Annotated in this window: 23 protein-coding genes and 3 pseudogenes; 15 read left to right on the plus strand and 11 right to left on the minus strand. The window is 66.3% G+C overall.

Annotated elements, in window-relative coordinates:
* Window positions 1-89: 89 nt before the first annotated feature.
* The 10 genes and pseudogenes from U5O44_RS23070 to U5O44_RS15725 all read right to left on the minus strand — a co-directional run.
* Window positions 90-629 (minus strand): annotated as a pseudogene (locus U5O44_RS23070) (N-acetylneuraminate synthase family protein); the annotation flags it as partial.
* A pseudogene (locus U5O44_RS15690) lies at window positions 532-759 on the minus strand (N-acetylneuraminate synthase family protein); the annotation flags it as partial. The pseudogenes U5O44_RS15690 and U5O44_RS23070, both read right to left, overlap by 98 nt.
* Window positions 756-1,388 (minus strand): UDP-N-acetylglucosamine 2-epimerase, encoded by a 633-nt coding sequence (locus U5O44_RS15695; protein ID WP_322589359.1) that lies wholly within the window; start codon window positions 1,386-1,388, stop codon window positions 756-758. The pseudogene U5O44_RS15690 and the gene U5O44_RS15695, both read right to left, overlap by 4 nt.
* A pseudogene (gene neuC, locus U5O44_RS23075) lies at window positions 1,300-1,905 on the minus strand (UDP-N-acetylglucosamine 2-epimerase); the annotation flags it as partial. The gene U5O44_RS15695 and the pseudogene neuC, both read right to left, overlap by 89 nt.
* A complete protein-coding gene (locus U5O44_RS15700; protein WP_322589360.1) occupies window positions 1,902-2,957 on the minus strand; it encodes a LegC family aminotransferase in 1,056 nt (351 codons plus the stop codon). The gene U5O44_RS15700 and the pseudogene neuC, both read right to left, overlap by 4 nt.
* Before the next feature lie 104 nt (window positions 2,958-3,061).
* On the minus strand, window positions 3,062-4,051 hold the full coding sequence (locus tag U5O44_RS15705; RefSeq protein WP_322589361.1) for an NAD-dependent 4,6-dehydratase LegB: 990 nt from the start codon (window positions 4,049-4,051) through the stop codon (window positions 3,062-3,064).
* Complete coding sequence (locus U5O44_RS15710) at window positions 4,048-5,250, minus strand: hypothetical protein (RefSeq protein WP_322589362.1); 1,203 nt, start codon at window positions 5,248-5,250, stop codon at window positions 4,048-4,050. The genes U5O44_RS15705 and U5O44_RS15710 overlap by 4 nt, the downstream gene beginning before the upstream one ends.
* A 266-nt stretch (window positions 5,251-5,516) precedes the next feature.
* Window positions 5,517-6,053, minus strand: a complete 537-nt coding sequence (gene flhC, locus U5O44_RS15715; RefSeq protein WP_322589363.1) for a flagellar transcriptional regulator FlhC — start codon at window positions 6,051-6,053, stop codon at window positions 5,517-5,519.
* A gap of 44 nt (window positions 6,054-6,097) precedes the next feature.
* Window positions 6,098-6,421: a flagellar transcriptional regulator FlhD gene (gene flhD / locus U5O44_RS15720; RefSeq protein WP_179634154.1), complete on the minus strand. Its 324-nt coding sequence runs from the start codon at window positions 6,419-6,421 to the stop codon at window positions 6,098-6,100.
* 203 nt (window positions 6,422-6,624) lie between these two features.
* Window positions 6,625-7,860 carry a tetratricopeptide repeat protein gene (locus U5O44_RS15725; protein WP_322589364.1) on the minus strand — a complete coding sequence of 412 codons (1,236 nt, stop codon included), beginning with the start codon at window positions 7,858-7,860 and terminating at the stop codon, window positions 6,625-6,627.
* Window positions 7,861-8,115: 255 nt separating this feature from the next.
* On the opposite strand from U5O44_RS15725, the gene U5O44_RS15730 reads away from it, so the two are divergent.
* The 8 genes from U5O44_RS15730 to U5O44_RS15765 all read left to right on the plus strand — a co-directional run bounded on the left by U5O44_RS15730 (window position 8,116) and on the right by U5O44_RS15765 (window position 16,683).
* Window positions 8,116-8,955, plus strand: coding sequence for a flagellin N-terminal helical domain-containing protein (locus U5O44_RS15730; protein WP_322589365.1), 840 nt, complete (start codon window positions 8,116-8,118; stop codon window positions 8,953-8,955).
* A gap of 281 nt (window positions 8,956-9,236) precedes the next feature.
* A complete protein-coding gene (locus U5O44_RS15735; RefSeq protein ID WP_322589366.1) occupies window positions 9,237-10,079 on the plus strand; it encodes a flagellin N-terminal helical domain-containing protein in 843 nt (280 codons plus the stop codon).
* A gap of 305 nt (window positions 10,080-10,384) precedes the next feature.
* Window positions 10,385-11,215 (plus strand): flagellin N-terminal helical domain-containing protein, encoded by an 831-nt coding sequence (locus U5O44_RS15740; protein WP_322589367.1) that lies wholly within the window; start codon window positions 10,385-10,387, stop codon window positions 11,213-11,215.
* Window positions 11,216-11,354: 139 nt separating this feature from the next.
* Window positions 11,355-12,809, plus strand: a complete 1,455-nt coding sequence (gene fliD / locus U5O44_RS15745; protein ID WP_322589368.1) for a flagellar filament capping protein FliD — start codon at window positions 11,355-11,357, stop codon at window positions 12,807-12,809.
* A 98-nt stretch (window positions 12,810-12,907) separates the two neighbouring features.
* Window positions 12,908-14,899 carry an O-linked N-acetylglucosamine transferase, SPINDLY family protein gene (locus U5O44_RS15750; protein WP_322589369.1) on the plus strand — a complete coding sequence of 664 codons (1,992 nt, stop codon included), beginning with the start codon at window positions 12,908-12,910 and terminating at the stop codon, window positions 14,897-14,899.
* Between the two features lie 120 nt (window positions 14,900-15,019).
* Window positions 15,020-15,442: a flagellar export chaperone FliS gene (fliS, locus tag U5O44_RS15755; protein ID WP_322589370.1), complete on the plus strand. Its 423-nt coding sequence runs from the start codon at window positions 15,020-15,022 to the stop codon at window positions 15,440-15,442.
* 57 nt (window positions 15,443-15,499) lie between these two features.
* A complete protein-coding gene (locus tag U5O44_RS15760; RefSeq protein ID WP_322589371.1) occupies window positions 15,500-15,850 on the plus strand; it encodes a flagellar protein FliT in 351 nt (116 codons plus the stop codon).
* A gap of 62 nt (window positions 15,851-15,912) precedes the next feature.
* Window positions 15,913-16,683 carry a flagellar brake protein gene (locus U5O44_RS15765; RefSeq protein WP_322589372.1) on the plus strand — a complete coding sequence of 257 codons (771 nt, stop codon included), beginning with the start codon at window positions 15,913-15,915 and terminating at the stop codon, window positions 16,681-16,683.
* A gap of 108 nt (window positions 16,684-16,791) precedes the next feature.
* Here the strand turns inward: U5O44_RS15765 and fliE are convergent, their stop codons facing one another.
* Entirely contained in the window at window positions 16,792-17,127 is a 336-nt protein-coding gene (gene fliE / locus U5O44_RS15770) for a flagellar hook-basal body complex protein FliE (RefSeq protein ID WP_416222191.1), read from the minus strand.
* Window positions 17,128-17,289: 162 nt separating this feature from the next.
* Between fliE and fliF the strand changes: the two genes are divergently transcribed.
* The 7 genes from fliF to U5O44_RS15805 all read left to right on the plus strand — a co-directional run bounded on the left by fliF (window position 17,290) and on the right by U5O44_RS15805 (window position 24,988).
* Window positions 17,290-19,020: a flagellar basal-body MS-ring/collar protein FliF gene (gene fliF, locus U5O44_RS15775; protein WP_322589373.1), complete on the plus strand. Its 1,731-nt coding sequence runs from the start codon at window positions 17,290-17,292 to the stop codon at window positions 19,018-19,020.
* Between the two features lie 10 nt (window positions 19,021-19,030).
* Entirely contained in the window at window positions 19,031-20,032 is a 1,002-nt protein-coding gene (gene fliG, locus U5O44_RS15780) for a flagellar motor switch protein FliG (protein WP_322589374.1), read from the plus strand.
* A complete protein-coding gene (locus U5O44_RS15785; protein ID WP_322589375.1) occupies window positions 20,016-20,879 on the plus strand; it encodes a FliH/SctL family protein in 864 nt (287 codons plus the stop codon). Before fliG ends, U5O44_RS15785 begins: the two co-directional genes overlap by 17 nt.
* 10 nt (window positions 20,880-20,889) lie before the next feature.
* Window positions 20,890-22,290, plus strand: a complete 1,401-nt coding sequence (gene fliI / locus U5O44_RS15790; RefSeq protein WP_322589376.1) for a flagellar protein export ATPase FliI — start codon at window positions 20,890-20,892, stop codon at window positions 22,288-22,290.
* Window positions 22,291-22,340: 50 nt separating this feature from the next.
* Window positions 22,341-22,799 (plus strand): flagellar export protein FliJ, encoded by a 459-nt coding sequence (locus tag U5O44_RS15795; protein ID WP_322589377.1) that lies wholly within the window; start codon window positions 22,341-22,343, stop codon window positions 22,797-22,799.
* 5 nt (window positions 22,800-22,804) lie between these two features.
* On the plus strand, window positions 22,805-24,265 hold the full coding sequence (locus tag U5O44_RS15800) for a flagellar hook-length control protein FliK (RefSeq protein ID WP_322589378.1): 1,461 nt from the start codon (window positions 22,805-22,807) through the stop codon (window positions 24,263-24,265).
* Window positions 24,266-24,394: 129 nt separating this feature from the next.
* Window positions 24,395-24,988, plus strand: coding sequence for a flagellar basal body-associated FliL family protein (locus U5O44_RS15805; protein WP_322589379.1), 594 nt, complete (start codon window positions 24,395-24,397; stop codon window positions 24,986-24,988).
* The last annotated feature ends 12 nt before the right edge of the window (window positions 24,989-25,000 follow it).

Below are 25,000 nucleotides of genomic sequence, written 5' to 3' on the forward strand. Positions count from 1 at the left end.
GTAGGCGGTCGAGGGTGAAATGTTTTCGTCACCCGGGCGCCACGGGCCACGGCCGCCACGGGGATCAGGATGCCCTCGGTGTGGTCCGAATACCCCACGTCCAGACCGAAGGCGTCGGCCAGCGTGTCCATGCCGCGCAGGTTCACCTCGGCCATCGGCGTCGGGTACTGCGAGGTGCAATGCAGCAGCGTCACGTGTCCCCGCAGGACCGCGCGCCAGTCGGCGCGGCTCCAGCCCCGCCAGACGTCGTCCAGGCCGGTCGGCTCGTGTGCGGCGTTGAGGGCGTGGGCCACGACGGCCAGCCCCTGCTCCACCTCCGACAGGGTCGCCATGCCGGTGACAGCACCAGCGGCTTGCAGGTGCGCGCGAACTGCAAGCAGGGGCCGTTGGTAGTGCGGAGGACACTTGTACAAGGGCATGTCCAGTCCGGCCAGGAAGGCTAGGCTGTCGGTGTCGACGCGGTGGACAGGAACGGATGCCCCGCTGCCGTGCGTGGGACTGCAGCCCGGCGTGCCAGTCGCGGGGCAGCTCAAGCCGCTTGAGCATGGCCAGCTGACTTTCCGCGGCGTCGGTGTGCTGCTTCTGGTAGCTGGCCTTGGGGGCGCTCTTTGAGGCGAGCCGGGCCGCATCGAAGGTCTGGAACTTGACCGCATCGGCACCCGCCTGTGCGGCGGCGTCCACCAGGGCAAAGGCTCGGTCGCGTTGACCGTCGTGGTTCACGCCGGCTTCGGCAATGATGTAGACGCCATTGGTGTTCATGGCCGCGGCCCCATGTCGTGGAAGTGCTTGGTGAGACGGCCGACGTGGGTTTCGAGGACACGCACGATCCGGCCGGCCGCATCGCCCTGGCCGTAGGGGTTGACCACGCTTTTGCAGCGGGCAGCGAAGTCGGGCGAAACGGCGGTGGTGATCGCCTCGGCAATAGCAGTTTCCGTGGGTGCGCAGTGCAGCACCGAATCGGCTGCCAGGCGGCCAAGTTGGCGGGCGCCGAGGTTGACTGTCGGCACGCCAAATGCCGGTGCCTCGATGATCCCGCTGGAGGAGTTGCCGACCATCGCAGCTGCCCCGCTGAGCGCCGACAGGTAGCGCCGGAAGCCAAGGGCCGGAACGACCAGCCACGGTCGGGCTGCGGGCGTGGTCCTCCAGGACCGGAATGATGACCCGACCGCCGTGTCGGCATTGGGGTATGTCCGCCACCACCTGATGGCCGGGGAATGTCCAGCGCTGCCAGCATGGCCCGGACGCTGATTCCGGGTCTTCCGCGGCCAGTGTGCCGGGTGGTACGGAAGAATAGGGTTGGCGCAGTTTGAAGCCGAGGCTGCGCGAGAGTTCGTCCAGGCCCATTGAGGTGCTGCGCCGCAGGTGGTCGAGGCCAACCGCCCCCACATTGAAGACCGTGTCGGGTGCTTCGCCCATCTGGATCACCCGCTGGCGGTAGGGTTCGGCCGCGGTGAAGTGCAGGCTGGCCATCTTGGTGATGGCATGGCGAATGGTGTTGTCGTAGGCGCCTTCTGTGATCTCGCCGCCGTGCAGGTGGACGACGGGGATCGACATGACGAGTGCGGCCTGGACTACTGCGAGTGCCTCGAAGCGATCGCCGAGCACCAGCAGCTGGTCAGGACGCAGGCGGTCAAGGGCATCAGCAAAACCTATCATGCCGAGGCCCATGGACTTCACCACGCCCACCGGCGTGTCGGAGGAGAGCAGCATCTCGACCTTGGCGTCCACCGGAAAACCGTCGGCCACGATCTGTTGCCAGGTGCCTCCGAATTCAGGAGACAGGTGCATCCCGCTGACGATGACCTGCAACGCCAGTGCTTCGCTGGCCTGGATGTCCTTCATCAGCCAGTAGAGCAGTCCGTATTCGGCCCGGGTGCCCGTGAACACGGCGACGCGGCGCTTCATGCTCGTGCGCCCTGCAGACCACTGGGCAGATTGACCACGCGCGCTTCCAGCCAGGTGGCATTGCCCAGTTCGCCTCGGCGGCAATGGGCGTACATCGGGAGCTGATTCATCAACGTCCAGACCGGGCGGGTCATCACGCCTTGGTCATTGGTCGCCTTGAGCAGCACGTCCCGCATGGGCCGGTCCTCGCAGATCACCGCGTTCAACCAGTAGTTGGACCGGCACCCGGCAGGCTCGGTGATGAATTGCAGGGGGCTGCCCTGGAAATACGCGGCGTAGCGGTCGGCCAGGGCACGCTTGGCGGCGATGAAATCGTCCAGTCGTTCGAGCTGGGCGCAGCCGAGGGCGGCGTTCAGATTGGGCAGGCGGTAGTTGTAGCCCACCTCGTCATGCACGTATTCGAAGGCGTGGGGCTTCTTGGCCGTGGTGGTGAGGTGCCGTGCCCGTCGGCCGAGGGTCTTGTCGGTGAGGATCATGCCGCCGCCGCCGGTGGTGATGATCTTGTTGCCGTTGAAGCTGAGGGTGCCGAGTGCGCCGAACGTTCCGGTGTGGCGGCCCTTGTAGCGGCTGCCGAGCGACTCCGCGGCGTCTTCGACCATCGTCAGATGCCAGCGCCCGCACACTGCCATCAGCCCGTCCAGGTCGACGGGGTGTCCGAACGTGTGCATTGGCACGCAGGCGCTGATCACCCGCTTGTCCGCCCGGGTCACGCACCGACCGGACTCGTCGAGGAGGGCGTGCTGGTCGAGCCAGTGTTCGAGGGCGGTGGGTGACAGGCCGAGGGTGTGGCGGTCCACATCGACAAACACAGGCTCTGCGCCGCAATAGGTGATGGCATTGCAGGTGGCGACAAACGTGAGCGGCTGGGTGATGACCAGGTGACCCGGTTTGACGCCAGCCAGTTTCAGCGCGATGTGCAGCGCGGCCGTGCCGTTGACCGTGGCCACCGCTTGCGGGCTGCGCGTGTAGGCCGCGATGTCGGATTCGAACCGGTCCACGAAGGCGCCGACGTCGAACGAAGGTGGATTAATGCTGCGAGAATACTTGCTCACGCCCCGAAAACACGGGCGCGTGAAGCGGTTGAACGTCGGTGCGGTAGCTCGCGAACAAAGCTGATCAGGGAATCAAACATGGCGGTGTGACGTCGGTCGGCGGGCTAGACGTTGTAGAGATCCGCCTTGTACCGGGCGAGGTTCTCGGGTCGGGTGAGCCACTCGATGGTGGCTGCCAGACCTTCGCGAATGACGACACGCGGCTCGAAACCCGTCAGTGCGCGAATCTTCTGGTTGTCGCACCACAGTCGGAATACTTCTGACCGACCCGGACGCAAGCGCAGGGTTTCGGAAATGAACTCGACATCACTGCCCATCAGTTCGCGGATTAGGTGCAGCGTGTCACCCACCGAAATCTCGGTGTTGGATCCGATGTTCACTGTTTCGCCGATGGCCCTGTCGCAACGCGCCAACGCCAGAAAACCCCGGCAGGTGTCGGTCACGTAATTGAAGTCCCGGGTCGGAGTGACATCGCCGAGGTGAATCTGCCGCTTGCCCGCGGCAATCTGGCTGATGATGGTCGGAATCACGGCGCGAGCGGACTGGCGTGGGCCGTAGGTATTGAAGGGGCGTGCGATGGTCAGGGGCAGATCGAAGGCGTTGAAGAAACTCATCGCCATCGCGTCGGCGCCGATCTTGGAGGCGCTGTAAGGTGACTGTGGTTGCAGCGGGTGTTTTTCGTCCATCGGGACATACTGCGCGGTCCCGTACACCTCGCTGGTCGAGGTGTGGATGATGCGTTTCACCGCGTTGTCCCGGGCGGCCTGGCAAATATTGAGTGTGCCCTTCACATTGGTGTCGACATAACTGTCCGGCGCGACATAGGAATAGGGAATCGCGATCAGCGCGGCCAGGTGGAAGACAATGTCGACCCCCTTGGTGATGTGCTGACAGTAGTGCGGGTCGCGAATGTCGCCGCAGACCACCTCGATGTCCCGCCGACAGTCGACATCTTCCAGCCAGCCCCAGCTGTTGAACGAGTTGTACTGGGACAGGGCCCGAACCCGGTAGCCTTCCCGGACGAGCATTTCGGTGAGATGGGAGCCGATGAATCCATCCGCCCCCGTGACCAGCGCCGTGGTGTTCCGGGTCATGACAGTGCAGCTCCCTGCGGGGTTTCGCGGACGACGAGTGGTTTCGAGTCTGGCACTTCTTTCGCCATCAGCGGCAGCATTCGGTCTGCCGGCACGAGGTCCAGTTTCTTGACGAGATTCGCGAGTGAGGTGTCGCTGTACCGTTCCTCGGCGCGGTCGTTGTACAGGATGAAAGCGATCCTTTCCGGCTTGATGTTGAGGCTGGAACTGCTGAGAACGCCACCGACGCGCCGGGGCAGCAGTCCGGCAATCGACAGGACTTCGAGGGGTATCTGGTGGGGATAGGGCACTGCCTGACCGCCCAGGGCCTTCAGGATGTCGGCGTCGTTTGCCCGGTTGGCCGGGTGGCCCTTGTAGGCTATTTGCATGTCGCAGGACAGTCGCTTCTGCGCGTGCAGGGCGCCGATGGCCCTGACCTGGCGTCGGCAAAGCTCGTCATGCATGCCCCGGTCCCAGCTCCCGGTGCCGGTGTAAAGGAAGGAGGTTTCTTCCTGGGCGAATCGGTGCAGGGATTCTCGTATTGCTTCGGTTAGACCAAAAAGGGTGAGGTAGAGGCTGCGCTGATCGTCGGTGAGGTCAACCGGAAATGCCGAGAACTGCATTTCGGTGGCGTGAGGTGCCAGCCAGTCGCGCAGATGACGGCCTTGTACCGTGTCCGATAACGCGCTCAGACGGAAAACGTGGTATCGGGTGGGATAGAGAAGGTGCCAGGCATGGCTTTGTGTCGGGTCGGACTGGACGGATCCGCCACCGCTCAGCGCGATTTTCAGTGCCTGCGCAGCCTTCACGACGTCCTGTTCCAGAGTTGGCAGGCATTTCAGTTGCTCGCGCTGCATGAGGCTCAGCGTGCCGTCATCGTACAGATCGAGTGTGATGTCGAGCGCCTCATCAATTTTCAGTTGACGGATTGCGCGCAATAACGGAAAGACGCCGCGCCAGGCATGGGTCTGGTTCGAATGGATATTGAGGCGGGTGATGCGGTGATCCCGGATGATCTTGCAGGCTAGATTGATGAAATCCGGACTGATGGCTGCCATCTGGGGGACATACAGTGCCTGATGCTGCTTCAGTTGCTGTTCCGTCAGCGGCAGTCGCAGCCAGGTGATCAACTTGATGCAATGCGGGTCGCTGGCGTGCCTGACCAGATCGGCCATCTGATGTGCCAACGACATGGACGTCGAATCGATGTAGAGCTTCAACGTTCGGGAATTGATCGTTGCCATGATGGATGTGGTTTTTCTCGAATGACCGGAACGGGCCGTGCAGACCAGTGGTCATGGTGAGTCCCGGTGCGCTAGGCCAAGATCTGAAAAGAACACTGAACTTGCCGGAATTTCTCGTATGAAATTACGACTTCGGTGGTGCTGGCCCAGCGGTGCAGCGATCGCGGACCGCAATAAAAAACGGACCCCGGCTTGACGCCTTGGGGTCCGTGTCAAAACACCAGGAGCGGTATCGGGGGAATTCAATGCAGCTGCAGCGACCCACTGGCCTTGCCCTTGCCGGCACGCGCCGGCGGGTTGCACAGGCCGCACACGAAGTGCTTGGAGATCTCGTGCGGATGGGTGACGAAATGGCCGCCGCACTTGGAGCATTTCGTCATCGTCAGCATGCCGTTGTCGACGAACTTCACCAGGCGCCAGGCGCGGGTGACGGAGAGCAGCGGCTCCAGGTTCTGGGCCTGCGTCTGCTCCAGATAGAGCTGGTAGGCCTTGATCACGGTGTCGATCTCTTCGAGTTCGGCCACCTTGTTCAGGTATTCATGGGTGTTGAGGAACAGCGACGCATGGATGTTGGGCTGCCACGTCATGAACCAGTCGGTGGAGAAGGGCAGCTGGCCCTTGCTCGGCGACTTGCCGGCGACTTCCTTGTACAGGCGCAGCAGGCGCTCGTAGGACAGGTCCGTCTCCGACTCCAGCACCTGCAGGCGTGCGCCGAGCTTGATCAGCGTGACGGCACGTTCGATCTGCCGTGCCTCGGTCAGGATGCTCTTGTTCTTCATGGTGGTCTTCCCCGGTGTGTCGTCGCGTGCTGGATCGGCGTGGCTCAGGCGGCTTCCTGGTGGCGGCCGGCCATCAGGATGCTGGCGTGCAGACGGGACACGCCGTCGTTGGCGGCGCTCTTGCCGTGGTTGGTCAGCAGGCTCCACACCAGATCGTCGTCGACACGCATGCGGCACAGCAGCGTGTTGCCCGCGGCGATCTTCAGCATCTGGGCCGGCGACAGCATCTCCAGGATGGCGGCGGTTTCTTCCGACACGCCCAGACGGAACAGCGCCTGCTCGCGGTCGGCGCGGATCAGGCTCTGCGCCAGCATCAGGTAGGACAGATTGGCTTCGCGGATTTCGGAGAGGATCTGTTCGGTGTTCATGTCGGGGCTCCTGTCGATCGTCGGTCTGGGTGGGCTTCGCTGCCTGGATCGGGTCGGCGAGGCGTTGTCGATGGAGTCGATTCTGATGACATGAACTGGGCGGGAACATCAGCCCTCTTCCGTGCCTTGAGTCCCCGAAACTCTTGTAGCGTGTCAGGCAAATTCCTACAGGCTGTCATCCTCGCCTGGCACGTTTGCACGGATCACTGCGGGCGGGCGGTCGATGTCGTGCGTTCCGGCACACGGATTCCGTCCGACGCCGACGCGCCGGTCTGCAGCAGGTGCTCGAACTGTTCCAGCGCTTCTTCGCGGCTGCCCTGCGCGGCCAGCGCCATGGCTAGCGTGAACCGGCTTGCCGTGTGATCTGCCTCGATTTTGAGCGCCAGCCGGGCGCAGGCGATGGCGTACTGCAGATCCCCCAGGCGGAAGGCCTGTGCGGCCCGTTCGGACAGGTCGGTCAGTTCCTGGCTGGCTCCGGGGGATGGCGTGGGCGCGTGCCGCGCCTGTGCGGCGGCGATGGCCCGCGCCACCTGCAGGGCCGAGGGACGGCGATCGCTGGCGCGGGTCAATGGCGGCGGCGCCAGGCGCGCCAGCGTGTCGTCGATGGTGGCCAAGGCGCGGCTGAGCGAGAAGTCTTCCGGGGCGTCGTCGTCTTCCTCGAACTGCATGGAGGCAGGCGTGGTCAGCGCATTCAGCCGCACGAAGGGCAGACCGAACAGGTGCAACCAGAACTGGTCCCAGATGCGGCCGTGCACGGGATCCTGTCGCAGCCAGCTGCAGATCTGCGGCAACGCCGGTCCGTGTGCCGCTTGCCATGCGGTGATGCGTGACCGCTGCACCGCGAACAGCAAGCCGCTGTCGCGCACGCCCAGGTCGTGTTCGCTGACTGCCTGCGCCATGGCCCCGAGTTGACAGGCCTCGAAGAAGTGCGCGCCGGGGTGGTGGTGGTCGAGCAACTGGTGTGTCTGGCGGTAGCGCTGCTGGGCGCGGTACATCACCTTGTCGAAGGTGCCCAGTGGTGCCCAGCTGCGCAGGTCGAAACGCACCGGCGACACCGGTAGCTCGGCCCGCCAGTCCCGGGCCGGGCTGGCGGTCTCGCTGCCCTGTCCGGCAGGCAACTGCGACAGTGGTTGCACCTCGCCCCAGAGCATGGTGCTGTCCAGCAGCGCGAAGAATGCCGGACAGACCGCCAGTGGATCTCCTGGGCAGAACACGGTGAAGCCTTCGGGCGCACCACGTGCCGGACGCTTCAGGTGGGCCAGGTACAGCTCGCCAGTGGTGTGCTGGCCGGGCAGCCGCACCAGTTCGATGTGCCGTGTCACGTCCAGTGGCACGCCCTGGGAGGCATCGTCGGTGTAGACCGTGACCGTGCAGTGATCCGGCAGGTCATCGACCCATCGCATGTCTTCTCCCCGACGGGCCACGACGATGTTGAGCATGAAAGGGGTCTCCGTTGTCTACCTCCCCGTGTTTTATCACTTGAGGAGGTGTTTTTACGGTTTGGGCTCGGTACCGTTTGGTCCTCTTGTTGACAAAGTGGCTTTGTGGGCGAGAAGTTTTTTCTTGTTTGCGGCTCAAGTTAGCTCGGTGCAGTTCGAAAACCAGTGCACGGCCCAGACGTCAAGTCGCAGGGTCGACAGGGCACCCGAATACGGTGCCCCGCTCAACAGATTTCGTTTCGAATGGAGTTCGCCATGGCCTCGACCATCAACACCAACATGTCCTCGCTGACGGCTCAGCGTGCCCTGGGCTCTACCCAAGGTTCGCTCAGCACCTCGATGCAGCGCCTGTCGACCGGTCTGCGCATCAACTCGGCCAAGGACGACTCGGCAGGTCTGGCCATCGCCGAGCGCATGACCGCTCAAGTCAAGGGCATGGCCGTTGCCAGCCGCAACGCCAACGACGCGATCTCGCTGGCGCAGACGGCGGAAGGCGCGCTGGGCAAGATCGGTGAATCGCTGCAGCGCATGCGTGAACTGGCGGTGCAGTCGTCCAACTCGACCAACAGCTCCAGCGACCGTGCCAATCTGGACGAGGAGTACCAGGCTCTGGCCAAGGAAGTGACCCGCGTCATCGACGGCACCAAGTTCAACGGCAACAACCTGCTGAACGCCTCGGCGACCGACATGGCCTTCCAGGTCGGTGCCGACAACGTGGCCACGGACGCCATCACGGTCAGCCTGACCGATATCTCTGCGGGCACGGGCATGGACGCCGTGATCACGGGTGCCGCGGCAGGCATCTCCACCTCTGCTGCCGCACTGGCGACGATGTCGAACCTGGACGCGGCGATCGACGAAGTGACGTCGGCCCGCTCGAACCTGGGCTCGGTGCAGAACCGTTTCGAGAGCGTGGTGGCGAACCTGAGCACGACGTCGGAAAACCTGCAGGCGGCCAAGGGGCGCATCGTGGACGCGGACTTCGCGGTGGAGACGTCGAACATGTCGCGGGCCCAGGTGCTGCAGCAGGCGGGCAACGCGATGCTGGCGCAGGCCAACCAGGCCCCGCAGCAGGTCATGTCACTGTTGCGCTGACCGAACGTGCGGGTACGGAGCGGTCGCCGTTCCGTACCCGCAGACCTCCCTGTGCGCAGACACGGCTTGCCCGTGTCTGCGCACAGTCGTTTTGGCTTCCGAATACAGAAAAGCCCCAGTTTTGGCGTCCAGTTTTTCCGTTTTTTGCATTCAAGTTCGCCGACCCGAGTACGAAAACCATCCCAAGGCCCGGACGTCACGTCGCAAGGCCGACAGGGTGCCCGCCTGGGTGGCGGCCGCCCGCACAAGAGAATTTGCATTGATCCAGAACGGAGTTCGCCATGGCAACGACCATCAACACCAACATGTCCTCGCTGATGGCTCAGCGTGCCCTGGGCGCCAGCCAAGGCTCACTCAGCACCTCGATGCAGCGCCTGTCGACCGGTCTGCGCATCAACTCGGCCAAGGACGATTCGGCAGGTCTGGCCATCGCCGAGCGCATGACCTCCCAGGTCAAGGGCATGGCCGTTGCCAGCCGCAACGCCAACGACGCGATCTCGTTGGCGCAGACGGCGGAAGGTGCGCTGGGCAAGATCGGTGAATCGCTGCAGCGCATGCGTGAACTGGCGGTGCAGTCGTCCAACTCGACCAACAGCACCAGCGACCGTGCCAACCTGAACGAGGAATACACCGCCCTCGCAGCGGAAGTGACCCGCGTCATCGACGGCACCAAGTTCAACGGCAACAACCTGCTGAACACGGACACCGGCATGGCGTTTCAGGTCGGCGCCGATGCCGTGGCCACCGATGCGATCACCGTGAACCTGACCGATATCTCTGGCGGAACCGGCATGGCGCTGGTGCTCGACACTGCGGGCACCACGGGAAGCATTTCGACTGCCGCCGTCGCGCTGGCGACGATGTCGAACCTGGACGCGGCGATCGACGAAGTGACGTCGGCCCGCTCGAACCTGGGCTCGGTGCAGAACCGCTTCGAGAGCGTGGTGGCGAACCTGGCCACGACGTCGGAGAACCTGCAGGCGGCCAAGGGGCGGATCCTGGACGCGGACTTCGCGGTGGAGACGTCGAACATGTCGCGGGCCCAGGTGCTGCAGCAGGCGGGCAACGCGATGCTGGCGCAGGCCAACCAGGCCCCGCAGCAGGTCATGTCGCTGCTGCGCTGACCACGGCGTGCGGGCTGTACCGGGCGTTTGACGCCGCGCACCGCCCGCCACGACCGCACACTGGACGCTTTGATGCGCAGACACGGCATGTCCGTGTCTGCGCATTCTGGTTTGTGGAGAAGTGGCGGCTACGGGGCGAAACTGGCGGACATAGTCTGGCTATTTCGCTGTACTCCACTCAAGTTTCACCTGCCTGATACGAAAACCATCTCAAGGCCCCAGCGATACGTTGCAGGGCCGATAGGGCACCCACCCAGTGGGAAAGGGGCCCCGCTCAACAGATTTCGTTTCGAATGGAGTTCGCCATGGCCTCGACCATCAACACCAACATGTCCTCGCTGACGGCGCAGCGCGCCCTGGGCATCAGCCAAGGTTCGCTCAGCACCTCGATGCAGCGCCTGTCGACCGGTCTGCGCATCAACTCGGCCAAGGACGACTCGGCGGGTCTGGCCATCGCCGAGCGCATGACTTCACAGGTTCGTGGCATGGCAGTGGCGGGGCGCAATGCCAACGATGCGATCTCGATGGCGCAGACGGCGGAAGGTGCACTGGGCAAGATCGGTGAATCGCTGCAGCGCATGCGTGAACTGGCGGTGCAGTCGTCCAACTCGACCAACAGCTCCAGCGACCGCGCCAATCTGAACGAGGAATACACGGCGCTGGCCTCCGAAGTGACCCGTGTGCTGGAAGGGACCAAGTTCAACGGCAACAGTCTGCTCAACGCCTCGGCGGGTGACATGGCCTTCCAGGTCGGCGCCGACGCCGTGGCCACCGACGCCATCACGGTCAGTCTGACCGACATGACGGCCGGCACCGGCATGACGGCTGCGCTGGCCGGTGGCATCACCTCGTCGGCCGAGGCGCTGGCCCGCATGACGAACCTGGACGCGGCGATCGACGAAGTGACGTCGGCCCGCTCGAACCTGGGCTCGGTGCAGAACCGTTTCGAGAGCGTGGTGGCGAACCTGAGCACGACGTCGGAAAACCTGCAGGCGGCCAAGGGGCGCATCGTGGACGCGGACTTCGCGGTGGAGACATCGAACATGTCGCGGGCCCAGGTGCTGCAGCAGGCGGGCAACGCGATGCTGGCGCAGGCCAACCAGGCCCCGCAGCAGGTCATGTCGCTGCTGCGCTGATCGACACCGAAGTGCAATAGGCCGAGGCGGGACCAATCCTCGGATTTTTTCGCCCCGTTCATCTGTCAAGTCAAGTTGACGCATCGTGCGCAGACCGGCCCAGCCGTGTTTGCGCTTCGGTGCTTGAGGAGTTTGTCTCATGGGTTCAGTCACCTCATCCGGTCTGGGCAGCGGCCTGGACGTTTCGTCCATCATCAGCCAGCTGATGACGATCGAGAAACAACCGCTGATCGCCCTCAAGAAGGAGGAATCGTCGATCAACGCGAAGATCTCGTCCTTCGGCAAGATCCAGAACGCGCTGGGCTCGCTGCGGGACAAGGCGGCAGCGTTCAACTCGACGTCGCTGTGGGGCAACACCACGACGACACTGACAGATCCGACGGTTGCCACCGTGAGTTCGGTCAGCGGCAAGAACGGTGTGGCCGGCTCCCACTCCTTGCAGGTCGATGCGCTGGCCGCAGCGCAGACGGTGAGTAGCACAGCCTTTGCCTCCAGCAGCTCGACCTTGTCCGAGGGCACGCTGACGATCGACATCGGCAACTGGACGGGGGGCGCGCCGCCGACCGCCTTCACCGCCAAGTCCGGCACCTCCGGCATCACCATCTCGATCGGCTCGGGCGACATCTCGCTGGGTTCGATCCGCGACAAGATCAATGCGGCGGCGGCCGGTGTGACCGCCGGCATCGTCACCGACGCCTCGGGTGCACGTCTGACGCTGCGCTCGACGGCGACCGGCGAAGAAAACGCCTTCCGCGTCTCGGTCAGCGAAACCAGCGACGACGGCAATGCCGCCACCGGTCTGTCAGCGCTGGCCTTTGATGCCACGGTCCCGTCCTCGCCGATGGCGTTGAGCCAGAGTGCCCGCAACGCCCGCGCCGTGGTCAACGGCATCTCGATCAATTCAGCCTCCAATACGCTCGATGGCGTGATCGAAGGTCTGTCGATCAAGCTCAACAAGACCACCTCCAGCGCGGTGGAGATGTCGGTGGTGGCGGACTTTTCCGACGTCAAGACCAAGGTCAACGAATTCATGTCGGCCTACAACGCCATGGTCGACCAGGTCAAGACGGAAACCAAATACGACGCAGCCACCAAGACGGCCGGCAAACTGCAGTCCGATCGCACCGCCATCGGGCTGCTGAACAAGATGCAGTCGCTGCTCCACGATGAGTTTGCCGGCGCAGGCAGCGGCTCGCTGAAACGCCTGTCGGACATCGGGCTGACGCTCAATGCCACGGGGCGCCTGGAATTGAAGGCATCCAAGCTCGACGATGCATTGGCCAACCCTTCCCAGGTCAAGGCCCTGTTGAACAGTGGGGGGACCGGAGATTCCACCGCGCTGACCGGATTCATGAAGCGGTTCCGAGCCTTCGCCGATGCTGCCCAAGGCACGGACGGACCGCTGGAAACCCGCACCGGGGGCTTGAAAAGCCAGCTGCGCCGCATCACGGACCGGCAGGACACCCTCGACACGCGCTACCAGAGCGTCGAGGCGCGCCTGCGCAAACAATATGACGCGCTGGACCAGCGGATGTCGGGCATCACGGCGACGGGCAACTCCGTGAACCTCCTGATCCGACAGCTCTACGGGTAAGCAAACGGGCGTCTGGCGCGGACTTTTTCCGGCGATGGCGGGTGGGGGCGGGTTCTAGACTCGTCCCCACTTTCGCTTTTCCAGGCTGCGTTTCCACCATGACTGCCACCACCGCCGCACGCATTGCACCGCCCAGCTCCGCTGTGTCCAGAGGCGAGAGCGACCTGGCGCGCCGCGCCGGTATCCGGGGCAAGGAGTTTCTCCGCAAGGGGCAGGCCGCAGCGGCACGGGACCAGTTTCTCAAGGCCGCGCGTGCCGAACCACGCCAGCCACTGCACTGGCTGCTGCTGGCGCAATGCGAGCACAGGCTCGGGCAGCCGGAGCTGGCCATCCAGCACCTGAACCGTGCCTGGCAACTCCACCAGGGCGATGCCGAGGTGTGTCAGCTGCTGGCCGATTTTCTGCTGGAATCCCACCGGCATGCCGAGGCGCTGGTGGTGCTGGACGGTTTGCAGGCGGAGGTCGCGCGCAGCGGGAAGTGGCATCTCGCCAAGGCCAAGGCGCAGTTGGCGTTGCTGGATTTCGAGAGCACTGTCCGTTCGTGTTCCTGCGCGCTGGCCCTGGCCGCGAACGATCCGGTCATGAAAAAGCAGGCCCTGCAGGGCATGGGCCACGGGCTGATGAAATTTGGTGGGCATGCCGAGGCGGCGTGGTGCTACCGCATGCTGCTCGACGACAACCCGCTGGATTTCGGTGCAGCCCTGTGCGCGGCGCACGCCAGTTCCTGGGCCTGCGATTGGCAAGGGCTCGCCGACGACTTCGAGCGCCTGCGCCTGTGCATCGCCCATGTGGAATCGACGCGCCAGCGGCCGGTGACGGGCAAGAGCCCGTTCCCGCTGATCACCCTCACCGATGATCCCGAGATCCTGCACTGGGCCGCGCGCCTGACCTACCAGGAGCATTGCGCAGGCCTGCAGCCCGAGCGACACCGCACCAGCCTGAAGGTGCCACGTCCGGGAGGCAAGCTGCGCCTGGGACTGATGTCGAGCGATTTCCATGTCCACGCCACCAGCATCCTGATGGCCGAGTTTCTGGAAAGCGTCGATCGCGACCGCTTCGAGCTGTATTTCTATTCCGGCGGACCCGATGACCACTCCGCGCTGCGGGCCCGTGTGCAGCGGACGGCGACACGCTGGACGGAGACCGCGGATCTTTCCACCGCGCAACTGGTCGCCCGGATCCGTGAGGACCAGATCGGCGTGCTGCTGGATCTGAAGGGCTACACGCTCGGCTCGCGCATGGATGTGCTGGCGCACCGTCCCGCGCCGCTGCAGGTGGCCTGGCTCGGTTTCCCGGGGACGGCCGGCGCCCCCAGCCTGGACTACTTCATCGGGGACCCCGTCACCACGCCGCTGGAGGCCCAGCCGCACTTCACCGAGTGCCTGGCGCAGATGCCGCATTGCTACCAGCCCAACGACAGCACCCGTACCCGACCGAACCCGGCCACGCGCCAGCAATGTGGCCTGCCCGAAGACGCCACCTTCGTGTTCGCCAGCTTCAACATGTCCTACAAGATCGTGCCGGAGGTCTTTGCCGCCTGGTGCCAGATCCTGGTGGCCACACCTGGCGCCGTGCTCTGGCTGCTGGTGCAGCAACAGCCGGCCCGCGAGCAACTGCGAGCGGCCGCGTTGCAGCACGGTCTGGATCCGCAGCGGCTGGTCTTCGCGCCCTTTGTCTCGGGCGAGTTGCACCGTGCGCGGTTGCCACTGGCGGACCTGTGTCTCGACACCTTCCCCTGCGGCGGCCACACCACCGCCAGTGATGCGCTGTGGGCGGGCGTGCCAGTGCTGGCGCTGATGGGCCAGAGCTTTGCCTCGCGGGTGGCTGGCAGCCTGCTCCATGCGCTGGACTTGCCCGAGCTGGCCTGCACCGACATCGACCAGTACGTCCAGTCAGCGGTGGCCCTGGCGCAGGATCCGGGCGCCTACCGGGCGATCAAGTCCCGTCTGGCGCTCGGCCGCACCCAGTCACCGCTGTTCGATGGCCGCCGCTTCGCGCAGGATTTCGAGCGTCTCGTGCTGCGCATGGTGGCGCGCCAGGATGCCGGACTGCCCCCGGCACCGCTGGCGGCCGAGCCAGTGACGGACTGAGTTGTTCTCAGCACGCATCCGATCTCAAGTCCCCGCGGCGCTCCGTCGATAAGCCAAAGACACCGCCCCCCCAAGTCGGCAACCTCCTCCAACCGAAGCCATCGCATGTTCAACAGCGCCATGTCCACCCCGTTCAACCGTCCGCAGCATTTCGCCAATGCCTATCGGCAGATCGGCGTGGAAACGAGCGTCGCGACGGCTTCGCCGCACCACCTCGTGCTGATGCTCTACGACGGCTTTCTCGAATCGGTCGGGCGTGCCCGGCTGGCGATGGCGGGCGGTGTGATCGAGCAGAAGTGTGCGCAGATCACCCGGGCGGTGCGCATCCTGGAGGAGGGGCTGATCGCCGGGCTCGACATGGTGTCTGGTGGCGAGATCGCCTTGAATCTGCGCAACCTCTACCGCTACGCCGTGGTCCAGCTCACCCGCAGCAACCTGCGCAACGACCCGGCGCTGCTCAACGAGGTCGAGCGCCTGATCCGTCCCCTGCGCGATGCCTGGGCAGCGATCGGCGCAAAGCTTGCACACCAGGAAGCGGCCTGAGCCCGGGCGCTCGACCCGCCTGTCCCGTGGTACTGAAGTAGAGAAACTGGGTCCAACATGTCCAAAGCCGCCACCGCCCGCACACAGCACAGCCCCCCGCTGCGCAAGAGCACCCTGTTGCAGTACTACGAGGCCATCGAGCAGGCCAGTCTCGACATGCTGGAAGCCGCCCGCGTGGGCAACTGGGACCGGGTCGTCAAGCTCGAAGGAGCCTGCGCGGTGCTGATCTCGCAGCTCAAGCACGCGGCTGGCCAGGACCGTCTGCCCAGCGAGGAGGTGCAGATGAAGTCCCGCATCATGCAGCGCATCCTGCTCAACGATGCCGAGATCCGGATGCTGGCGGAGCCGTGGCTGGAGGACCTCGACAGCATGCTGGCGGCCGGCCCTCCCCGCAGCACCCTCCACTGAATCCTGGGCCCTTGCGCTTTGCGTTCAACCGAGCCTGACGAATCCTGGCAGGAGCCATCCGGATGACTTCCCCCACTGTCTCTTCAAACGCTTCCAGCGCGAGCGCCACCGATGCCCCTTTCGATGTCAGCGAGCACCGCGTGCGCACGCTGGTGGAGATCCGGGCCTTGCTCAAGCAATTCGTCGATGGCGATGTGCCGCTGTCGCTGACCACGCCGGATGGTCTGCACTACGCCACTTCGCTGTGGGCAGAAGACCCGCAGCGCGGCGTGCTGGTGTTCGCTGCCGACCCGCGCGATGACGCGGTGCAGCGCCTGGCCGAGTCGCACGAGGTGATGGCCACGGGTTATCTGGACAGCGTCAAAGTGCAGTTCGACCTCAACGACCTGGTGCTGGTGCATGGCCGCAGCGCCAGCGCCTTCAATGCCCAGTACCCGCGCGAGGTCTACCGCTTCCAGCGCCGGCATGCCTATCGGGTGCGGCCGGCCGGTCGGTCGCAACCGCATGCCGTGCTGAGCCACCCGGACCTGGCGCGCCGCCAGATCGACTTGCGCGTCATCGACATCAGCAACACCGGCGTGGCGCTGATGCTCAATGAGGAGCTGAACCTGTTCCGCAGCGGGCAGCTGCTGCCGGAGGTGGTGATCGAGCTGGACGCATCGACCTGGCTGCATGTGACGCTGCGGGTGATGCACATCTCGGAGGTGGGGCTCTCGCCGACCCAGTACCGCCGCATCGGCTGCGAACTGGTGGACCTGAGCCCCGGAGCGCAGCGCGACCTGCTGCGCTACCTCGACCATACGCAGAAGCGCCACCGGCTGCTGACGCTCTGAACGCAGCGGCATCGGCACCGCCGCGCTGCAGCCCCGAAGCAAGAAGCCCCCGGCGTTGTCGAGACGCCGGGGGCTTCTTGTTTGGGGTGTGGTCTGCGCGTGGGTCGTTCAGACCTGCATGTTCATCACATCGCTGTAAGCCTGCACCAGCCGGTTGCGCACCTGCATGGCCGCCTGGAAGCCGATGTTGGAGCGCTGCATCGCCACCATCGTCTCTTCCAGACTGACCTTCGGGTTGTCCAGCGTCACCTCGCGCTGCAGGGCCTGCGCTTCTCGCTGCACGCCGCTGACGTTGCGCAGCGCCTGCGTGAACACTTCCGAAAAGCCGCCCGAGCGGCCTTCCACGGCCGGTGTCGACGGCGTCGATCCCAGTCCGGCCAGCCCGGTCATGCCGGCACGCGCGACGGCCTGGGCGAAGTCGAAGGGTTTGAGCTTCATGTCCATGAGGGGTCCTCCACAGCTTCGCCATCCTAGGGAACCGGGGCGTACGGGATGGACGGAAGAGTGCGTGGATCGGTTGCCTGTTTTCAGCTTCGGCGCAGAGCGGCGCTCGAATAATCCAATCCCAGCGCGACCGTTTGGGCAGCGTGTAACGACCGATTGGACATGGACCTCTCCAGCTCGACCACCCTGACTGCGGCACCGCCGGCTCCCGGAGCTGGCGTGGCACGTCTGGCGGAGCGTTTCTCCGCCTTGCCCCCGATGCGCAAGGCCTTGCTCGCGGGCGGCCTGTTGCTGTTTCTGGCCCTCGTCGGTCTGTCGGCGGTGTGGAGTTCGCGCCCGGATTACCGGGTGCTGTTCTCCAACCTGAACGACAAGGACGGCGGTGCCATCGTGGCGCAGCTGTCCAAGATGAATGTGCCCTACCGCTTCAGCGAGGGCGGTGGCGCCGTGCTCGTGCCGGCAGACCAGGTGCACGATGTGCGCCTGAAACTGGCGCAGACGGGGTTGCCCAAGGGCTCGACCGTCGGCTTCGAGCTGATGGACAACGCCCGCTTCGGCACGACCCAGTTCCAGGAGCGGCTGAACTTCCAGCGCGGACTGGAGGGCGAACTGGTGCGCTCGATCACCGCGCTGTCGGCCGTCGAGTCGGCCCGTGTCCACCTGGCATTGCCGAACCAGAACGGTTTCTTCCGCGACCAGCAGAAGCCCAGCGCCTCGGTGCTGCTGACGCTGTATGGCGGCCAGACACTCGAACGCGCCCAGATCGCCGGCATCGTGCACCTGGTGTCGGCCAGCGTGCCAGAGCTGAGCCCGAAGTCGGTGAGCGTGCTCGACCAGTCGGGCGCGATGCTGTCCGACAGCGGCGACGGCGCAGGCGGCGGGCTGGACTCGAACCAGGTGCAGCATGTGGCGCGTGTCGAGGCGCTCTACACCAAGCGCATTCTCGATATCCTGGAGCCCATCGTCGGCCGGGACAACCTGCGCGCGCAGGTGACGGCCGAGCTGGATTTCTCGCAATCCGAATCGACCACCGAAGAATTCAAGCCGAACCAGGGCGGAGTGCCGGCCGCCGTGCGCAGCGCCCAGGTGTCGGAAAACGGCGCAGGCGGGGCGGGTGGCCTGCTGGCCAGCGGCGTGCCGGGTGCCGCGACCAACCAGCCGCAGGCCGCCGCCTCCGCGCCCATCAATGGCGCAGCGCAGACCTTGCAGACCGCGCAGGCGGGGCAGGGTGGGGCGCTGGGCGCCGGGGGGCGTCGCGACGCGGTGACGAACTACGAGATCGACAAGACCGTGCGGGTTGTCCGCGCTGCCACGGGCGGGGTCCGTCGCCTGACGGTGGCGGTGGTGGTGAACCACCGCAGCACCACCGACAAGAAGGGCCAGACCCAGTCCCAGCCCCTGGCGCCCGAGGAGATCGACAAGCTGGTGGCGCTGGTGCAGGAGACCGTCGGGTTCTCCAAGGAGCGTGGCGACTCGGTCAAGGTGATCAATGCGCCATTCCGTGCCCCCACACAGGACAAGCTCGAACCGCTGCCGCTGTGGAAACAGCCTGAGACCCTGGAGATGGTGCGTACGCTGGCGGTGCCGCTGGTGCTGGGGCTGCTCGGGCTGGCGCTGGTGTTCGGCGTGATCCGTCCAGTGCTGCGCGACATCCGGGTGGACAAGGAACTCGAGACCGCCAAGCTGACGGGCCAGCTCAACACCGTGGTCGACGACGTGACCGATCTGCCTGCACTGAGCGGTGGGGATGCGCTGGTCGCCTTGCCCGCACCTGTGGTGGAACTGAGCGAATCGGACAAGCGCCTGGAGGCCGTGCGCCAGATGGTGCGGACAAATCCGGCTTCGGTCGCGCGCATCCTGCGCGGCTGGGCCAATGGCAAGGAAGCGGACTGAGAGGCGATGCATGGATGACCAGGGCCTGGAAGATGCAGCAATCCTGCTGATCTCGATGGGCGAGGAGGGCGCAGCGGACGTGTTTCGCCACCTCACGCCCAAGGAAGTGCAAAGCCTGGGCGAGAAGATCGCCCGCACCAAGTCGATCTCGCGCGACCGCTATGAGCGGGTGCTGGTGCGCTTCGAGGAGCAGGTGGAGGAAGAGGGGCTGATCGAGCTGGGGCTGGACACCGACGACTACGTCAGCAACGTCCTGCACCGCGCGCTGGGCAACGACAAGGCCAAGCTGCTGCTCGACCGCATCATCGGCACCGACGACGCGCCCGGCATCGAGAACCTGAAGTGGATGGACGCGGTGACGGTGGCCGAGCTGCTGCGCCTGGAGCATCCGCAGATCGTGGCGGTGATCCTTGTCCATCTGGAGCCGGACCAGGTCAGTGCCGTGCTGCGGCGTTTCCCGGAGGCGCAGCGCAACGAGGTGATGATCCGTCTGGCCACGCTCGATGGCGTGCAGCCGGCGGCCCTGCAGGAACTCAGCGAAGTGCTGTCCAAGGTGCTCGCGGGAGGGGCGAGCGGCAGCAAGTCCAATCTGGGCGGCATCAAGACCGCGGCCGAAGTGCTCAACCACATGGGCACGGCGGTGGAGACGTCGGTGCTCGAGTACATCCGCAGCACCGATGTGGAACTGGCCCAGAAGATCACGGACAACATGTTCACCTTCGACGACCTGATGCGGGTCGACGACCGTGGCATCCAGACCGTGCTGAAGGAAGTCCAGAGCGAGTCGCTGCTGGTGGCGCTCAAGGGGGCGACCGAGGAGCTGCGCGAGAAGGTGTTCCGCAACATGTCCAGCCGTGCGGCCGAGATGCTGCGCGAAGACCTCGCCTCGCGCGGCCCGGTCCGTGTGGCCGAGGTGGAGGCCGAGCAGAAGGCGATCCTGGCCGTGGTGCGCCGTCTCTCGGACGATGGGCAGATTGCCATGAGCGGAGGGGGCGATGGCCAGTTCCTCTGAGGCCCCTCGACGGGAGCCGCCGAACCGCTTCGAGGCCCGGCTGGAGCGACACGAGCGGGTGCCGCGGGTGGACCTGCCGGAGGGCCTGCTGCGTCCTGCGGCGCCGACCTATGCCCGCTTCATCCCGCGCGAGGAACTGGGCTCGGCTGTGGCCTGGGTGCCCGACAGTCTGGATGCCCAGCGCCGCAAGGAGGCGTCGGCCAGCGCTGCCGCGCAGGCCGAACCCGCTCCGCCGCCGGTCGACCCCGCCACCGTGCGCGCTGCGCGTCAGGCACAGCTGCAGGCGCGGTTTGCGGAAGTCTTCGAGCAAGGTCGCCAGCTCGGCCGCGACGAAACCACCCAGGCGATGCAGGCCGAGGCCCGGGAAGCGCTCGACGCCTTTCGCCGCCAGCAGGCCAGCGAGGTCGGCGCGCCGGTGGCCGCGCTGCTGGCGCAGTTCCAGCAAGGTCTGGACGGACTGGAGCATGCGCTGGCCCGGCGCCTGGCGGGCATCGCGATGCAGATGGCCCGCCAGGTGGTGCGCCATGAATTGAAGACCAGCGCGACGCTGGTGGTCGAGGTGACGCAGGAGGCACTGGCCGAGGTGCTGCTGTCGGCGCGCCACATCACGGTGAAGGTGCATCCCGAGGATCTGGCGCTGATCGCCGACGGCTGTGCCGATGCGGTCGAGGCGCGGGGGGCCAAGCTGGTCGCCGACACCCACATCGAGCGGGGCGGGTGCCTGGTGGAGTCGGACCTGGGCGTGGTCGATGCGCGCATGTCGACCCGCTGGGCCAGTGCCGTGCAGGCGATGGGCTCGCCGGTGCTGGCCGAGGTGGACCAGCACGATGCTGCGCCTGCGCCATGAAAGTCCGCCCATGAACGCGACCGCGACCGATGTCTGGACCCGCTACCTGGATGACCTGCACGAGCGGGCCAGCGCCAAGCTGCCGCTGGCGGTGCAGGGCACGCTGGTGCGGGTGGCGGGGCTGGTGCTGGAGGTCGTCGGCATCCGTGTGCCGGTCGGCTCGCTGTGCGAGGTGCTGATGCCAGGGCAGCCGGCGATCCAGGCCGAGGTGGTCGGGTTTTCAGGCGACCGGGCCTTCCTGATGCCCGCAGGCGAGATCCACGGGCTGGCCAGCGGCGCACGGGTGGTTCCGCTGGACGTGCCGGTGCAGGCGCCCGAACTCGGCGTGAGCCGCCACCTCTGGCGCCGCAGCGAAGACCGCTCGCGCCACCTGCCGATCGGCAACGGCCTGCTCGGCCGCGTGGTCGATGCCAGCGGGCAGCCGCTCGACCACGGCGGTCCGCTGCGCGACGTGCAGTCGCTGCCGCTGGTGCGCCGCCCGATCAATGCGATGGAGCGCGACCCGGTGCGCAAGCCGCTGGACACCGGCGTGCGCTCGATCAACGCGATGCTCACCGTCGGCAAGGGGCAGCGCATCGGCCTGTTCGCCGGCACGGGCGTGGGCAAGTCGGTGCTGCTCGGGATGATGGCGCGCTACACGGCCGCCGACGTGATCGTGGTCGGCCTGATCGGCGAGCGCGGGCGCGAGGTCAAGGAGTTCATCGAGGACATCCTGGGCGAGGAGGGCCGGCGCCGCTCGGTCGTCGTCGCCGCGCCGGCGGACGCGCCGCCGCTGAACCGGCTGCAGGGTGCTGCCTATGCGACCGCCGTGGCCGAGCATTTCCGCGACCAGGGCCTGGACGTGCTGCTGCTGATGGATTCGCTGACCCGCTATGCGATGGCGCAGCGCGAGATCGCGCTTGCCATCGGCGAGCCGCCGGCCACCAAGGGCTACCCGCCGAGCTGCTTCGCCAAGCTGCCGCAGCTCGTCGAGCGCAGCGGCAACGGCCACGCCGGCCAGGGCTCGATCACCGCGTTCTACACCGTGCTCAGCGAGGGCGACGACCAGCAGGATCCGATCGCCGACGCGGCGCGCGGCATCCTCGACGGCCACATCGTCCTGTCGCGCGAGCTGGCCGAGTCGGGCCATTACCCGGCGATCGACATCGAGCGCTCCATTTCGCGCGTGATGACCAATGTCGCCAGCCGCGAGCACATCGAATCGGCGCGCCAGATGCGCAAGCTGCTGGCCAAGTTGAGCAAGGCGCGTGACCTGATCCAGCTCGGCGCCTATGTGCCCGGACACGACGCCGAACTCGACGCCGCCGTGCGTGCCCAGCCCGCGATGATGGCCATGCTCCAGCAGGACACCGATGTGCGCGCGACGCTGGGCGACAGCCTGGCGATGCTGCGCCACATCACGCGGCACTGAATCCAGGCCGCACCCCAAGCCGCACTCCTGAACCGAACCCTCCCGGACCCATGACCCAAGCGCTGGTGACCCTCCTTGAACATGCCGAACGCCAACGCGACCAGGCGCTGGCCCGACAGCGACGTGCCGATGAAGTCCTGTCGGCGGCGGTGCAGCAGCAAGCCCAGCTGACCGCCTACCGGCACGACCACCAGACCCGCTGGTCCGCCGCGTTCAGCCAGTCAGTGGCCGTGCCCTTGCTGCACTGCCACCACACGTTTTCCGACCGCCTGCACGACGCCGTCGATCTGCAGAGCGGACAGGTCGACCGTGCCCGGCAGACCGTGGCCAAGCGCCAGGTCGACACGCTGGAGGCCGAGCGCCGCGTCGCCGCCATCGGCAAGCTGATGAAGCGCCGCGCCGATGTGGCCAGTCAGCACCAGCACCGCCAGGAACAGCGTCAGTCCGACGAGCGTTCCGCCCGTGCCGCCTGGGCACGCACCAACGAGTCCGGCCACAACAGCTGGTGATTGCCATGGAATCTTCCCTGTCGCTTCTTCCATCCCAGACGAGCCGCGCGGAGCGTCCGATCGGCCGCGCCCGGGAGTCGGAGGGGGCCGATGCCGCCGGTGACCCGGGTGGTTTTGCCCGTGCGTTGACCGAGGCCACGTCGACTGAGGCCGCGCCGGACGGACCGGCGGCCGCCGCTGCCCAGGAGGCGGGCGATCGGGCGGCGATGCCGGTGCAGCCCGGATCGGCGGGCGCTCGCACGGCGTCGCACCGAGTGCTCGACGGGGCGGATGCGGTGGACGCGGCAGGTCAGGGGGGAGCGCAAGACGCCGTGGCCCGGTCCCCGCTTCGGCCGGCGCGTGCCGACGATGGGGATCCGCCTGCCGCGTCCGACACGGCCAGCGCGCTGGTGCAGTGGATGATGCAGTTGCCGCTGGCGCCCCAGCCGCCTGCCGCACCTGTCCGCGGCGGACCCGACCCCCAGGGGGCAGCGGCGCAGAAGCTGTCCGCACGTTCCGCGATGCCGCTCGATCGATCGGATCCTGCCAGCCGGGAGGCGGGGGCCGCCTTTGCCGGTGTGGTGATGTCCGGCTCCAGGGAGGCTGGACCCGGTGCAGGCAAAGCCGTCGGCACGACCACCGCCACAGGTCTGGGGGAAGGGCCGTCTGGCGTCGCCATCCCGGTGAAGACCGGAACATGGCCCGACACGGGCGCCAGCGCCCACCGTGGCGAGCCCGCGTCCCGCCCTCCGCTCGCCATGGCCGCGCCCGGGGGCGCGGTGGCTGCGGCTGCCGAGGGCGCCCGGGCGGCGATCCCGTCGGAGCCCCGGGGGACTGCCGTCTCCGCCAGCGATGTCCTGGCCGTGTTGCCCTCTGCTGCACAAGCGGCGGCGGCTGCGGCGGCGGCCACGGCGGTCGCCACTCCCGCGGGCAGTCCGGTCCCGGCGCCCGGACAGACCTGGATCCAGACCCCTGTCACGCAACCGGGGTTCTCGGACGAGGTCGTGGTGGCGCTGGTGCGGGACGTCGGTCAGGCCGAGCAGGGCGCGCATGCATTGACCTTGCACCTGAACCCGGAAGAACTCGGGCCCGTGTCGGTGTCGATCGAACTGCAAGGCACGGCCGCCCGCATCGCCTTCACGGCCAGCGAAGCCCTGACCCGCCACCACCTGGAGGCCGCGCTGCCCGCATTGACGCAGGCATTGCAGGACCAGGGGGTCTCGCTCACCGAGGGTGGCGTGCACGAGGCATCGAAAGAGTCGCTGGCCGCCAGTGCCGCAGGCAGCCAGACGTCCGGCGGTACCGGCTCCGATGCACGCCAGCGGAGCGACGCCCCGTTTGATGGCCGATCCGGCTACGGCGAGCGTGCGCCCCGGTGGGAGACCGAGGTGTTCTCGGTCGACGGGCGTGCCATGGCGGAATCGCGGGCGCCGCTGGCGAACGGGCCATCTCCGGGCCGTGCAGGACGTCTCGATCTCTTCGCCTGAGCCGCAGACCGACGTGGCCATCTCCGGATTTGCTGCGCTTTTCCGAACATCGGTGCCGGGGTCCGTTCTCAATAATCGCCTTCAATCAGAGGCCACACCACGGGGGCCTCAAGCACGCAGGAGAAGGACATGTCGGCTGCCGCTGCGAGTGCGGAAACAACTGTTGCCAAGAAGGGGTCCAAGAAGCTCTGGATCATCATCGGCGTCGTCTTGCTGCTGGTCGCTGGCGGTGGAGGTGGGTATGTGGTGATGCAGCGCAAGGCTGCTGCTGCGGAAGCGGACGGCGCCGACCATGGCGAGGCGGCCGATGCGGCCCCGGCACGCAAACCCCAGAAGCGCGATCCCAAGACCCCGCCGGCCTATCTGCCGATGGATCCCTTCGTCGTCAATCTGGCCGACCGCGACAGCGATCGCTACGCGCAGATCGGCATCACGCTGGAGATCGACGACCCGAAGTTCGCCGACGAGATGAAGGCCTACATGCCGGCGATCCGCAACGCGATCCTGATGATCCTGTCGCACAAGACGGCCGCCGACATGCTCGGCCGGGAGGGCAAGGAGGTGCTGGCCGCCGAGATCGCCCGCGAAGCCGTGCGCCCGCTGGGGATCAACATCGACGTGGATTCGGACGAGGAGGGCGCCCCCGTGAAGAAGAAACGCCGCGCCCCGCCGGTCTACAACCCGGTGCAGCATGTGCACTTCTCCAGCTTCATCGTGCAGTGATCGCTGATCCGT

Source organism: Sphaerotilus sp. (genome assembly GCF_034519685.1).
GTDB lineage: Bacteria > Pseudomonadota > Gammaproteobacteria > Burkholderiales > Burkholderiaceae_C > Sphaerotilus.